This is a genomic window from Escherichia sp. E1V33, assembly GCF_004211955.1.
Taxonomy (GTDB): Bacteria; Pseudomonadota; Gammaproteobacteria; order Enterobacterales; family Enterobacteriaceae; genus Escherichia.
The window spans coordinates 260543-273569 of sequence record NZ_RHJI01000003.1 but is presented as its reverse complement, the minus strand read 5'-3'; the positions used below and the strand labels follow the sequence as shown (position 1 = coordinate 273569).

10 protein-coding genes are annotated in these 13027 nt (G+C 52.1%); 5 read left to right on the top strand and 5 right to left on the bottom strand.

Translation table 11 applies throughout. From position 1 onward, the window contains the following. Positions 1–41: 41 nt before the first annotated feature. The 3 genes from aceF to pdhR form a co-directional block, all read right to left on the bottom strand. Positions 42–1934 (bottom strand): pyruvate dehydrogenase complex dihydrolipoyllysine-residue acetyltransferase, encoded by a 1893-nt coding sequence (gene aceF, locus D9742_RS02945; protein ID WP_130235934.1) that lies wholly within the window; start codon positions 1932–1934, stop codon positions 42–44. A gap of 14 nt (positions 1935–1948) precedes the next feature. After that, positions 1949–4612 carry a pyruvate dehydrogenase (acetyl-transferring), homodimeric type gene (aceE, locus tag D9742_RS02940; RefSeq protein WP_000003820.1) on the bottom strand — a complete coding sequence of 888 codons (2664 nt, stop codon included), beginning with the start codon at positions 4610–4612 and terminating at the stop codon, positions 1949–1951. Between the two features lie 160 nt (positions 4613–4772). Beyond that, positions 4773–5537, bottom strand: a complete 765-nt coding sequence (gene pdhR, locus D9742_RS02935) for a pyruvate dehydrogenase complex transcriptional repressor PdhR (RefSeq protein ID WP_000331776.1) — start codon at positions 5535–5537, stop codon at positions 4773–4775. 540 nt (positions 5538–6077) lie between these two features. Here pdhR and aroP point away from each other — a divergent pair. The 3 genes from aroP to D9742_RS02920 all read left to right on the top strand — a co-directional run bounded on the left by aroP (position 6078) and on the right by D9742_RS02920 (position 9966). After that, positions 6078–7451: an aromatic amino acid transporter AroP gene (gene aroP / locus D9742_RS02930; protein ID WP_165382748.1), complete on the top strand. Its 1374-nt coding sequence runs from the start codon at positions 6078–6080 to the stop codon at positions 7449–7451. Positions 7452–7609: 158 nt separating this feature from the next. Next, on the top strand, positions 7610–9016 hold the full coding sequence (locus tag D9742_RS02925) for an MFS transporter (protein ID WP_001088913.1): 1407 nt from the start codon (positions 7610–7612) through the stop codon (positions 9014–9016). Further along, complete coding sequence (locus D9742_RS02920) at positions 9016–9966, top strand: family 43 glycosylhydrolase (RefSeq protein WP_130235933.1); 951 nt, start codon at positions 9016–9018, stop codon at positions 9964–9966. Before D9742_RS02925 ends, D9742_RS02920 begins: the two co-directional genes overlap by 1 nt. Before the next feature lie 29 nt (positions 9967–9995). On the opposite strand, the gene ampE is transcribed toward D9742_RS02920, so the two are convergent. Together ampE and ampD are read right to left on the bottom strand one after the other, a co-directional pair. Further along, positions 9996–10850 carry a beta-lactamase regulator AmpE gene (gene ampE, locus D9742_RS02915; RefSeq protein ID WP_130235932.1) on the bottom strand — a complete coding sequence of 285 codons (855 nt, stop codon included), beginning with the start codon at positions 10848–10850 and terminating at the stop codon, positions 9996–9998. Then, positions 10847–11398 (bottom strand): 1,6-anhydro-N-acetylmuramyl-L-alanine amidase AmpD, encoded by a 552-nt coding sequence (ampD, locus tag D9742_RS02910; protein WP_000923720.1) that lies wholly within the window; start codon positions 11396–11398, stop codon positions 10847–10849. Before ampD ends, ampE begins: the two co-directional genes overlap by 4 nt. An 87-nt stretch (positions 11399–11485) precedes the next feature. On the opposite strand from ampD, the gene nadC reads away from it, so the two are divergent. Next, positions 11486–12379: a carboxylating nicotinate-nucleotide diphosphorylase gene (gene nadC, locus D9742_RS02905; protein WP_130235931.1), complete on the top strand. Its 894-nt coding sequence runs from the start codon at positions 11486–11488 to the stop codon at positions 12377–12379. 199 nt (positions 12380–12578) lie between these two features. Beyond that, the gene (gene ppdD / locus D9742_RS02900) at positions 12579–13019 is read left to right on the top strand and encodes a prepilin peptidase-dependent pilin (RefSeq protein WP_130235930.1); all 441 of its coding nucleotides are present in this window, start codon (positions 12579–12581) and stop codon (positions 13017–13019) included. The last annotated feature ends 8 nt before the right edge of the window (positions 13020–13027 follow it).

Genomic DNA, 13027 nt, shown 5'->3' with positions numbered 1-13027 from the left:
GATTACCAGAAAAAAGCCGGCCGTTGGGCCGGCTCTTTTACTTACATCACCAGACGGCGAATGTCAGACAGCGTGTTGTTAATGATGGTAATGAAACGGGCACCATCAGCACCGTCGATCACGCGGTGGTCGAAGGAGAGAGAAATCGGCAGCATCAGACGCGGCACGAACTCTTTACCATTCCACACCGGCTCCATCGCGGACTTGGAAACGCCGAGGATAGCCACTTCCGGCGCGTTCACAATCGGCGCGAAGTGGGTAGTACCCAGGCCGCCGATGCTGGAGATGGTGAAGCAACCGCCCTGCATTTCGCCCGCAGTCAGCTTACCGTCACGCGCTTTCTTAGAAATAGTCATCAGCTCGCGAGACAGCTCGATGATGCCTTTCTTGTTGACGTCTTTGAATACCGGAACAACCAGACCGTTCGGGGTATCCACCGCCACACCGATGTTGATGTATTTCTTGAGGGTCAGACGCTGACCGTCTTCCGACAGCGAACTGTTGAAGCGAGGCATCTGCTCAAGCGCTGCAGCAACGGCTTTCATGATGAAGACAACCGGGGTGATCTTCACATCCAGCTTACGTTTCGCCGCTTCTTCGTTCTGCTGTTTACGGAACGCTTCCAGCTCGGTGATATCGGTTTTGTCGAAGTGAGTAACATGCGGGATCATCACCCAGTTACGGCTCAGGTTCGCACCAGAGATTTTCTGGATGCGGCCCAGTTCCACTTCTTCGATTTCACCAAACTTGCTGAAGTCCACCTTCGGCCACGGCAGCATGCCAGGGATACCGCCGCCAGTCGCTGCCGGAGCTGCTTCTGCACGTTTGATAGCTTCTTTCACGTAAGCCTGAACGTCTTCGCGCAGGATACGACCTTTACGGCCAGTGCCCTTCACTTTCGCAAGGTTAACGCCAAACTCGCGTGCCAGACGGCGGATCAGCGGAGTCGCGTGAACGTAAGCGTCATTTTCAGCAAATTCAGATTTGCCTTCAGCTTTCGCAGCCGGTGCTGCTGCCGGGGCTTCAGCTTTTGCTGCCGGAGCCGGCGCTGCTGCTTCCTGTTTCGCAGGAGATGCCGCAGGCGCTGCGCCTTCAACTTCGAAGATCATAATCAGCGAGCCAGTTTTCACTTTATCGCCAACGTTGACTTTCAGTTCCTTCACGACGCCTGCAAACGGAGCCGGAACTTCCATAGAAGCTTTATCGCCTTCTACGGTGATCAGTGACTGTTCAGCGGCAACTTTGTCGCCCACTTTCACCATCACTTCAGTCACTTCAACTTCGTCACCGCCGATATCCGGAACGTTAACTTCTTTCACGCCAGCCGCTGGTGCAGGGGCCGCTGCCGGAGCCGCTTCCTGTTTAGCTGCCGGAGCTGCCGCGCCTGCTTCACCCGCGACTTCGAAGACCATAATCAGCGAGCCGGTAGACACTTTGTCGCCGGTGTTCACTTTGATCTCTTTCACGGTGCCGGCAAACGGAGCCGGAACTTCCATAGAAGCTTTATCGCCTTCTACGGTGATAAGCGACTGTTCAGCTTCAACTTTATCGCCAACTTTCACCAGGATTTCGGTCACTTCAACTTCGTCGCTGCCGATATCCGGAACGTTAACGTCTTTTGCCGCTGCAGCCGCTGGTGCTGCTGCCGGAGCTGCTTCTTTCTTCTCTTCTGCCTGAGCAGGTGCAGCGTCTGCTGCACCGTCGGCGGAATCGAAAATCATAATCAGTGCGCCGGTCTGGGTTTTATCGCCAACAGAGACTTTGATCTCTTTAACAATACCCGCCTGCGGAGACGGAACTTCCATAGAGGCTTTGTCGCCTTCTACGGTGATCAGCGACTGTTCGGCTTCAACTTTGTCGCCCACTTTGACCAGGATCTCGGTGATTTCAACTTCATCAGCCCCGATGTCCGGTACTTTGATTTCGATAGCCATTATTCTTTTACCTCTTACGCCAGACGCGGGTTAACTTTATCTGCATCGATGTTGAATTTGGCGATTGCGTCAGCAACCACTTTCTTATCGATTTCGCCACGTTTAGCCAGTTCGCCCAGCGCCGCAACCACGACATAAGAAGCATCAACTTCGAAGTGGTGACGCAGGTTCTCACGGCTGTCGGAACGACCGAAGCCATCAGTACCCAGTACGCGATAGTCGTCAGCCGGTACGTAAGTACGGACCTGCTCAGCGAACAGTTTCATATAGTCGGTAGATGCCACTGCCGGAGCGTCGTTCATCACCTGAGCGATGTACGGAACGCGCGGAGTTTCCAGCGGGTGCAGCATGTTCCAGCGTTCACAATCCTGACCATCACGCGCCAGCTCGGTGAAGGAGGTCACGCTATAAACGTCAGAACCTACGCCGTAATCTTTCGCCAGGATCTCTGCCGCTTCACGGACGTGACGCAGGATAGAACCGGAGCCCAGCAGCTGAACTTTACCTTTGCTACCTTCAATGGTTTCGAGTTTGTAGATACCTTTACGGATACCTTCCTCAGCACCTTCCGGCATTGCCGGCATGTGGTAGTTTTCGTTCAGCGTGGTGATGTAGTAGTAAACGTTCTCTTGTTTTTCACCGTACATACGCTCCAGACCGTCATGCATGATGACAGCAACTTCGTAAGCGTAAGCCGGATCGTAAGAGATACAGTTCGGGATAGTCAGCGACTGAATGTGGCTGTGACCATCTTCGTGCTGCAGACCTTCACCGTTCAGGGTGGTACGACCGGAAGTACCGCCGATCAGGAAGCCACGCGCTTGCTGGTCGCCAGCCGCCCAGCACAGATCGCCGATACGCTGGAAGCCGAACATCGAGTAATAGATGTAGAACGGAATCATCGGCAGATTGTTGGTGCTGTAAGAGGTCGCCGCTGCCAGCCAGGAACAACCTGCGCCCAGCTCGTTGATCCCTTCCTGCAGAATCTGACCTTTCTCGTCTTCTTTATAGTAAGCAACCTGCTCGCGGTCCTGCGGGGTGTACTGCTGACCGTTCGGGCTGTAAATACCAATCTGACGGAACAGACCTTCCATACCGAAAGTACGCGCTTCGTCGGCGATGATCGGCACAAGCCTGTCTTTGATCGACTTGTTCTTCAGCATCACGTTCAGGGCACGAACGAAAGCGATAGTGGTAGAGATCTCTTTGCTCTGCTCTTCCAACAGCGCGCCGAAGTCTTGCAGGCTCGGCAGCTCAAGCTTCTCGGTGAAGTTCGGCTGACGGCTTGGCAGATAACCGTGCAGTTTCTGACGCTGTGCGTGCAGATAGGTATGCTCTTCAGAACCTTCCGGGAAGGTGATGTACGGCAGTTTTTCGATATCTGCATCAGACACCGGCACATTGAAACGGTCGCGAATGTGACGCACGCCATCCATGTTCATTTTCTTAACCTGGTGCGCGATGTTTTTACCTTCAGCCGCGTCGCCCATGCCGTAACCTTTAATGGTATGAGCAAGGATTACCGTCGCTTTGCCTTTGGTTTCCTGCGCTTTCTTGAATGCAGCGTAGATTTTCTTCGGATCGTGACCACCACGGTTCAGTGCCCAGATCTGCTCGTCAGTCCAGTCTGCAACCAGTGCTGCGGTTTCAGGATATTTACCGAAGAAGTGTTCACGAACGTACGCACCATCTTTCGATTTGAAGGTCTGGTAGTCGCCGTCAACGGTTTCGTTCATCAGCTGGATCAGTTTACCGCTGGTATCTTTACGCAGCAGTTCATCCCAACGGCTACCCCACATCACTTTGATCACGTTCCAGCCAGCACCTTCGAAGATGCCTTCCAGTTCGTTGATGATCTTGCCGTTACCGGTGACCGGGCCGTCAAGACGCTGCAGGTTACAGTTGATAACGAAGACCAGGTTATCCAGTTTTTCACGGGTAGCGATGGTGATCGCACCTTTGGATTCCGGTTCGTCCATTTCACCGTCGCCGAGGAACGCGTAAACGGTCTGTTTAGAGGTATCTTTCAGGCCACGGTGTTCCAGATATTTCAGGAATTTAGCCTGGTAAATAGCACCAATCGGACCCAGACCCATAGATACGGTCGGGAACTGCCAGAATTCCGGCATCAGTTTCGGGTGCGGATAGGAAGAGAGGCCATTGCCGTGAACTTCCTGACGGAAGTTATCCAGCTGCTCCTGAGTCAGACGACCTTCCAGGAAAGCACGTGCGTAAACGCCCGGGGAGATGTGGCCCTGGAAGTAAACCAGGTCGCCACCATCCTGCTCGTTGCGTGCACGGAAGAAGTGGTTAAAGCACACATCATAAATGGTTGCGGAAGACTGGAAGGACGCCATGTGGCCGCCCAGTTCGAGGTCTTTTTTCGACGCGCGCAGAACCGTCATGATGGCGTTCCAGCGGATAGCTGAACGAATACGGCGTTCCAGTTCCAGATTACCCGGATACTCCGGTTGTTCTTCAACGGGGATGGTGTTGATGTAGTTGCTGATACCGGTGCCTGCGGCTACGTTGACACCGCCTTTGCGGGCTTCAGCAAGCAGTTGGTCGATCAGATACTGAGCACGCTCAACACCTTCTTCACGGATGACCGATTCGATCGCCTGGAGCCAGTCGCGAGTTTCGATCGGATCCACGTCATTTGGGAAACGTTCTGACATGGGTTATTCCTTATCTATCTAATAACGTTGAGTTTTCTGGAACCTGTCCCATTGAACTCTCGCTGGAAAGCTCAATAAGACAGGTTCTACGTTTAGTTGCCGCGCTTTTATATGCGCTTGATTTACAACATCTTCTGGATAATTTTTACCAGAAAAATCACTAATTCTTTCGTTGCTCCAGACGACGCAGAGAACGCTCACGGCGACTCTCTTCACGGCTTCTGTCGAGCAAAATTTCTTCGATAAAGGCCAGATGGCGATGCGATGCTTCGCGCGCTTCTTCCGGCTTACCGGCCATAATCGCTTCGAATATGCGGGTGCGGTGACTACTCACCAGCGGCAGCATCTCGCGACGCGAATAGAGCAATTCGAAGTTCTGGCGGACATTCTGGGCCAACATCGGCTCCATACACCTTAGCAGATGAAGCAGAACCACATTGTGGGCCGCTTCGGTGACGGCAATCTGATACTGGAGTACGGCGTTTGATTCCGCGTCCAGATCGCCAGACTGCTGCGCCAGCTCTATGGCGTGATGGAGTTCACGGATGCGTTCCTTGTCTTCATCGGTACTACGCAGCGCGGCGTAATAAGCGGCGATACCTTCCAGGGCGTGTCGTGTTTCGAGCAAGTCATACTGTGACTCAGGATGGTCGGAGAGCAGCTCCACCAGCGGATCGCTGAAACTTTGCCAGAGGCTGCTCTGAACAAACGTGCCGCCACCCTGGCGACGAAGCAACAAGCCCTTTGCTTCGAGACGTTGAATCGCCTCACGCAAGGAGGGACGGGAGACGTCGAACTGTTTCGCCAGTTCGCGTTCCGGTGGGAGTTTTTCGCCCGGGCGCAGTGTGCCTTCGAGGATCAAAAACTCCAGTTGCTGCTCAATCACATCGGAGAGTTTTGGTTGGCGGATTTTGCTGTAGGCCATGAGTTCCTGTCTTAAGCCACTTGCCGAAGTCAATTGGTCTTACCAATTTCATGTCTGTGACGCTAAAGTAACAAAGTATTCACCTTATGTCCATACAGGTTTTGATTGAAATCATGAAACTGTGCACATTTTAACAACTTGACATATATAACGTTTCAAAATTGTAACTATGCACAAATGTAGGCTTTACGTGCGAAAGGAGTTTTTTAACGATTATTAAACTATAAAAATCCAAATTGAACCGATTCACTTACCAATTTTTCGATTTTTAATTCAATTAATATGAATTTATATTCATGCATTTAGACGAAGATAATTTGGGCGGGACTTTACAAACGGTTTCTTTTTAAGCAACCCATCTTCAACCATGCATAAAGCGGGTGCATTCGTTGGCTCATACCATTATTCTTGATCTGACGGAAGACTTTCTGTAACAATTCAAGCTTCTTTGATGTAAACAAATTAATACAACAAACGGAATTGCAAACTTACACACGCATCATTGCGTAGATCAAAAAAACAATCACCGCACGAGGTTTAATGATGGAAGGTCAACAGCACGGCGAGCAGCTAAAGCGCGGCCTTAAAAACCGCCATATCCAGCTTATCGCGCTGGGCGGCGCGATAGGGACCGGGTTATTCCTGGGTAGCGCCTCCGTAATACAGTCCGCAGGGCCAGGGATTATCCTGGGTTACGCCATTGCTGGTTTTATCGCCTTTCTGATCATGCGTCAGCTAGGTGAAATGGTGGTCGAAGAACCTGTCGCAGGCTCCTTTAGCCACTTTGCTTATAAATACTGGGGCAGTTTTGCCGGTTTCGCCTCTGGCTGGAACTACTGGGTATTGTACGTTTTAGTTGCCATGGCAGAACTTACGGCTGTCGGCAAATACATTCAGTTCTGGTATCCGGAAATCCCCACCTGGGCTTCTGCCGCCGTGTTCTTTGTGGTGATCAACGCCATCAACCTGACCAACGTAAAAGTGTTTGGTGAGATGGAGTTCTGGTTTGCCATTATCAAAGTTATTGCGGTAGTAGCGATGATCATCTTCGGCGGCTGGCTGCTGTTCAGTGGTAACGGCGGTCCGCAGGCGACCGTTAGCAACCTGTGGGCTCAGGGTGGTTTCCTGCCGCACGGCTTCACCGGGCTGGTGATGATGATGGCGATTATCATGTTCTCGTTCGGTGGTCTGGAACTGGTGGGGATCACCGCAGCAGAAGCTGATAACCCGGAGCAAAGCATCCCGAAAGCGACCAACCAGGTTATTTACCGCATCCTGATTTTCTACATTGGTTCGTTAGCCGTTCTGCTCTCGCTGATGCCGTGGACCCGCGTTACCGCCGATACCAGTCCGTTTGTGCTGATCTTCCACGAGTTAGGCGATACCTTTGTGGCGAATGCGCTGAACATCGTGGTACTGACTGCTGCGCTCTCCGTGTACAACAGCTGCGTATATTGCAACAGCCGTATGCTGTTTGGTCTGGCACAACAGGGTAACGCGCCAAAAGCGCTGGCGTCCGTCGATAAACGCGGCGTACCGGTAAATACCATTCTGGTATCTGCGCTGGTTACGGCATTGTGCGTACTGATTAACTATCTTGCTCCGGAATCCGCATTTGGCCTGTTAATGGCGCTGGTGGTATCTGCACTGGTGATCAACTGGGCGATGATTAGCCTGGCGCATATGAAATTCCGTCGCGCCAAGCAGGAACAAGGCGTGGTAACTCGCTTCCCTGCTCTGCTTTATCCGCTGGGTAACTGGATCTGCCTGCTGTTTATGGCGGCGGTACTGGTGATTATGCTGATGACCCCAGGAATGGCGATTTCGGTATACCTGATCCCGGTATGGCTGATCGTGTTAGGTATCGGCTATCTGTTTAAAGAGAAAACCGCCAAAGCCGTAAAAGCGCATTAATCTCTCTACGCCCTCACCCGTGCAGGGTGAGGGTTGTTACCTGCCTCACACTTTTCCGTGCAAAGCGATTTTATCCATATCAGCGGCGTTATCCTGCAACGCAATTTATCCATAGCGAGCGAATAATTATCCTCATCACTTGATGGGGAGTCTTCTCTATGAATAGCAGTAAATTATCAGTAAGAGAAAAGATCGGCTACGGGATGGGCGACGCAGGATGCAACATCATCTTTGGCGCTATCATGCTGTTTGTTAACTATTTTTATACGGATATTTTTGGTCTGGCCCCGGCACTCGTTGGCGTATTACTGCTCTCTGTACGGGTTATCGATGCCGTCACTGACCCTATTATGGGGGCCATTGCCGACCGCACCCAAAGCAAATATGGTCGTTTTCGCCCCTGGCTATTGTGGATTGCCTTCCCCTACGCGCTATTCAGCATCCTGATGTTTACCACGCCAGAATGGAGCTATAGCAGCAAGGTTATCTATGCCTTTGTTACCTATTTCCTGCTCTCCCTGACCTATACCGCCATTAACATTCCTTACTGCTCGTTAGGTGGCGTGATTACTAATGACCCACAAGAGCGCGTGGCCTGCCAGTCGTACCGTTTTGTGATGGTGGGCATCGCTACCCTTCTGCTCTCGCTGACGCTATTGCCGATGGTGGATCTATTTGGCGGCGGCGACAAAGCGAAAGGGTATCAGCTGGCTATGACCGTGCTGGCAATCATCGGTATGTGTATGTTTTTGTTCTGTTTCGCCACGGTTCGTGAGCGCATTCGCCCGGCGGTACAAACCCATGACGACATGAAGAACGATTTTAAAGATGTCTGGAAAAACGATCAGTGGGTGCGCATTCTGCTGCTCACCTTGTGCAACGTCTGCCCTGGATTTATCCGCATGGCGGCAACCATGTACTATGTCACCTGGGTAATGGGTGAGAGTACTCAGTTTGCAACCCTCTTTATTAGCCTCGGCGTTGTCGGAATGATGATCGGCAGTATGTTGGCGAAAGTGTTAACCGACCGCTGGTGCAAACTGAAAGTCTTTTTCTGGACCAACATCGCGCTGGCAATTTTCTCCTGCGCCTTTTATTTCTTTAATCCGCACGCCACGGTGATGATTGTGGTGCTCTACTTCCTGCTCAACATTCTGCACCAGATCCCCTCCCCGCTGCACTGGTCGCTGATGGCAGACGTCGACGACTACGGCGAATGGAAAACCGGTAAACGCATCACCGGCATCAGCTTCTCCGGTAACCTTTTCTTCCTCAAACTGGGCCTGGCCATTGCCGGGGCGATGGTGGGCTTTCTGCTCTCATGGTACGGCTACGATGCCGGTGCGAAAGCCCAAAGCGCCACGGCGATTAACGGTATTGTACTGCTCTTTACCGTCATTCCTGGGGTGGGCTATCTGATTACCGCAGGCGTCGTCCGCCTACTGAAAGTAGACCGCGAACTGATGAAACGCATCCAGACCGATCTGGAAAAACGTCGCACCAATTACCGCGAACTGAATGACTATCAGGAAATAAACGCTGTAGAAACAGTAAGGAAAGCCTAATGCAAGACTGGCCGAATCCATTTATCGAGCAACGCGCCGATCCCTTTATACTGCGCGATGGCAACCACTATTATTTTATCGCCTCGGTGCCAGAGTACGACCGGCTGGAAATTCGCCGGGCAGACTCGCTCGTCGGGCTGCGCAGCGCCACGCCTGTCGTGGTGTGGCGTAAACCGCAAAGCGGCCCCATGAGCGAACTTATCTGGGCGCCGGAGCTGCATCATATTGCAGGTCGGTGGTATATCTATTTTGCCGCCACCCATACTCAGGCGCTCGACAAACTGGGGATGTTTCAGCACCGGATGTTTGCCCTTGAATGTTGTGATGCCGATCCGCTCAGCGGAACGTGGATTGAAAAAGGACAAGTTAAAACACCATTTGATACCTTTGCCCTGGATGCCACCACTTTTCACCATCAGGGTAAACAGTGGTATTTGTGGGCGCAAAAAGCACCGGATATCGCCGGGAACTCCAATATTTACCTGGCCGAAATGGAAAATCCGTGGACGATCAAAGGCGAGCCGGTGATGTTGAGCAAACCGGAGTATGACTGGGAATGTCGCGGATTCTGGGTCAATGAAGGTCCGGCTGTCGTGATGCATGGCGAGCGGTTATTCATCAGCTACTCAGCCAGCGCTACCGACGAGAACTACTGCATGGGGTTATTGTGGATAGACATCGACGCTGATCCGAGAGTGCCTGAGAACTGGCATAAATCGCCGCGTCCGGTCTTTTCGACCAGCTATGAAAATCGCCAGTATGGCCCCGGACATAACAGTTTTACCCAAACGCCCGAGGGTGAGGATGTGCTGGTCTACCACGCACGTAATTACACCGAAATAGAAGGCGATCCACTTTACGATCCTAATCGCCATACGCGCTTAAAATTGATTCGCTGGGACGAAAATGGGATGCCTGACTTTGGCATCCCTCCTGCGGAGACTTACTGATTACAATGCCCGGTGTATATCGCCGGGCACTACACCAACGCCCCGTAAATCGTCAGTAGCGCAATTACCACCACGACCACAAACGAGGTTTTCTTCGCCATTGAAACTGCTGCTTTCGGCGTCTCAACCTTATCGACATGCGGTTCACGCGCCAGTGAGAACTGTGCCAGACGCGTTAATACCTGGTATTGCGATGTATGGAAATCGGTCAGTGAGGCAAACCAGGCTGGTAACGCTTTCTCACCGTGACCAATCAAGGCATAAACTACGCCCGCAAGGCGAACTGGCACCCAATCCAGTACATGAAGCACTGCATCAATGCCGGACTGTAAACGATGATGCGGCGTCTGGTAACGCGCCAGCCAGTATTGCCATGCACGTAAAAACGCATACCCCATCAACGTAACGGGTCCCCAGATACCGCCTACAATTAGCCAGAAGAGTGGCGCAAGGTAAAAACGAAAGTTAATCCACAGCAGGGCATTTTGCAGTTCACGCAAAAACTCACGCTCATCGCAGCCGGCGGGGACGCCATGAATCATGGTTAACTCAGCAGCCATCGTGGAACGGGCATGGCTGTCGTTACGAGAAGCTGCGGTCAGATAAGCATGATAATGGAGACGAACTTTACCTGCGCCAATACACAACAAACCAATCAACAGCCACACCACCAGCGTCGGGACGTTAAACAATAGCCCATGCAACGCGCGCAACAGTAAAAAGGTCGCCCCCATCGCAATAATGGTCATGCCTAACGTGCGCCCGAGAGAAAAATGTTTCACCCGCCGAAAGAACGCTTCAAGACGATGATCAAGCTGCCAGTGCTCGCCCAACTTAAACAGGCGCTCGAAAATTAACACCAGTAAGGTTGTAAATAGCGTCATGTTGTCTCCTTGCTGACCAGCGCACGAAACCGTGCCCAATCAAATGCAGGACCGGGATCGGTTTTCCGATCCGGCGCAATATCACAATGGCCCGTCATGTTTTTAGCGATATCCGGATAGCAATCAATCAGTGCCCGCGTAACCGCCGCAAGCTGTTGATACTGCGCATCGGTATACGCCAGCGTATCGGTGCCTTCAAGCTCAATCCCAATAGAAAAATCATTGCAGCGTTCGCGCCCCTGATACTGAGAGACTCCCGCATGCCAGGCACGTTTATCGAAAGGAACATACTGGACTATTTCACCATCACGGCGAATCAAACAGTGAGCGGAGACGCGTAAATGGGCAATCTCTGCAAAGAAGGGATGTGCCTGCGGATCAATAGTTCCAGTGAATAATGCATCAATCCACGGACCGCCAAACTCGCCTGGCGGCAGGCTAATATTGTGCACCACCAGCAAGGTGGGAGTTTCGTCATCCGGGCGACAATCGTAATGTGGTGAGGGAACGCGGCGCGCGCCGACCAGCCACCCCTGTTCTAACAACATGCAGGATCTCCTTATATGTGGTGCTAATACCCGGTTCAGAGTAGCATGTTTCTACCTTATGATTCGTTAGCTATCTGGAGTTTTAACATGCCGCCTCGCCGCTATAACCCTGACACCCGACGTGACGAGCTGCTGGAACGCATTAATCTCGATATCCCCGGCGCGGTGGCCCAGGCGCTGCGGGAAGATTTAGGCGGAACAGTCGATGCCAATAACGACATTACGGCAAAACTTTTACCGGAAAACTCTCGCTCTCATGCCACGGTGATCACCCGCGAGAATGGCGTATTTTGCGGCAAACGCTGGGTTGAAGAGGTGTTTATTCAACTGGCAGGCGACGATGTCACCATTAGCTGGCATGTGGATGACGGCGATGTCATCAACGCCAATCAACTTCTTTTCGAACTCGAAGGCCCATCCCGCGTGCTGTTAACTGGCGAACGCACGGCGCTTAATTTTGTACAAACTCTTTCTGGCGTAGCCAGTAAGGTCCGCCACTATGTCGAATTGCTGGAGGGCACCGACACACAACTGCTGGATACGCGTAAAACTTTGCCCGGTCTGCGCTCTGCATTGAAATATGCGGTACTTTGCGGCGGCGGAGCTAATCACCGTCTGGGGCTTTCTGACGCCTTCCTGATCAAAGAAAACCATATTATTGCCTCCGGCTCAGTGCGCCAGGCTGTCGAAAAAGCGTCCTGGCTGCATCCGGATGCGCCAGTAGAAGTTGAAGTAGAGAATCTGGAAGAACTTGATGAAGCACTGAAAGCAGGTGCCGATATCATCATGCTGGATAACTTCGACACAGAACAGATGCGCAAAGCCGTTAAACGCACCAATGGCAAAGCGCTGCTGGAAGTGTCTGGCAACGTCACCGACAAAACGCTGCGCGAATTTGCCGAAACGGGCGTGGACTTTATCTCCGTCGGCGCGCTGACCAAGCACGTACAGGCACTCGATCTCTCAATGCGTTTTCGCTAATTGCTGACAGATTTATCCGCTCTATAGCGGGCGGATAATCTTCCCCCCCCCTTTCTTCGTAACGCCTCGCAAATTTCTTGTCTTTCGCTGCAACGTAATAAAAAACCTCGGAAGCTGCTTTCCCGTTTCGTTTTTTGCCCCTCGCTTGTGCTGATGGCGTTTGCCAAAGTAGCGCCAACCAAATCAAGGAGCGAAACAGATGGACAAGCAACGCGGTTTTACACTTATCGAACTGATGGTGGTTATTGGCATCATTGCCATTTTAAGCGCTATTGGCATTCCGGCTTATCAGAACTACCTGCGCAAAGCAGCTCTCACCGACATGCTACAAACCTTTGTGCCTTACCGCACCGCCGTAGAGTTGTGCGCGCTGGAACATGGTGGATTAGATACCTGCGACGGTGGCAGCAATGGCATTCCCTCGCCTACCACCACCCGCTATGTTTCAGCCATGAGTGTGGCAAAAGGCGTGGTGTCGCTGACCGGGCAAGAAAGTCTCAATGGGCTAAGCGTCATCATGACGCCGGGTTGGGATAACGCAAACGGCGTCACCGGCTGGACGCGCAACTGCAATATTCAAAATGACAGCGCATTGCAGCAAGCCTGCGAAGATGTCTTCCGTTTTGATGACGCCAACTAAGGAACGGC

Excerpts from the sequence above, each read along its gene's own strand:
- aceF (WP_130235934.1), bottom strand. The coding sequence starts at position 1,934 with ATGGCTATCGAAATCAAAGTACCGGACATCGGGGCTGATGAAGTTGAA.
- aceE (WP_000003820.1), bottom strand. The coding sequence starts at position 4,612 with ATGTCAGAACGTTTCCCAAATGACGTGGATCCGATCGAAACTCGCGAC.
- pdhR (WP_000331776.1), bottom strand. The coding sequence starts at position 5,537 with ATGGCCTACAGCAAAATCCGCCAACCAAAACTCTCCGATGTGATTGAG.
- aroP (WP_165382748.1), top strand. The coding sequence starts at position 6,078 with ATGATGGAAGGTCAACAGCACGGCGAGCAGCTAAAGCGCGGCCTTAAA.
- D9742_RS02925 (WP_001088913.1), top strand. The coding sequence starts at position 7,610 with ATGAATAGCAGTAAATTATCAGTAAGAGAAAAGATCGGCTACGGGATG.
- D9742_RS02920 (WP_130235933.1), top strand. The coding sequence starts at position 9,016 with ATGCAAGACTGGCCGAATCCATTTATCGAGCAACGCGCCGATCCCTTT.
- ampE (WP_130235932.1), bottom strand. The coding sequence starts at position 10,850 with ATGACGCTATTTACAACCTTACTGGTGTTAATTTTCGAGCGCCTGTTT.
- ampD (WP_000923720.1), bottom strand. The coding sequence starts at position 11,398 with ATGTTGTTAGAACAGGGGTGGCTGGTCGGCGCGCGCCGCGTTCCCTCA.
- nadC (WP_130235931.1), top strand. The coding sequence starts at position 11,486 with ATGCCGCCTCGCCGCTATAACCCTGACACCCGACGTGACGAGCTGCTG.
- ppdD (WP_130235930.1), top strand. The coding sequence starts at position 12,579 with ATGGACAAGCAACGCGGTTTTACACTTATCGAACTGATGGTGGTTATT.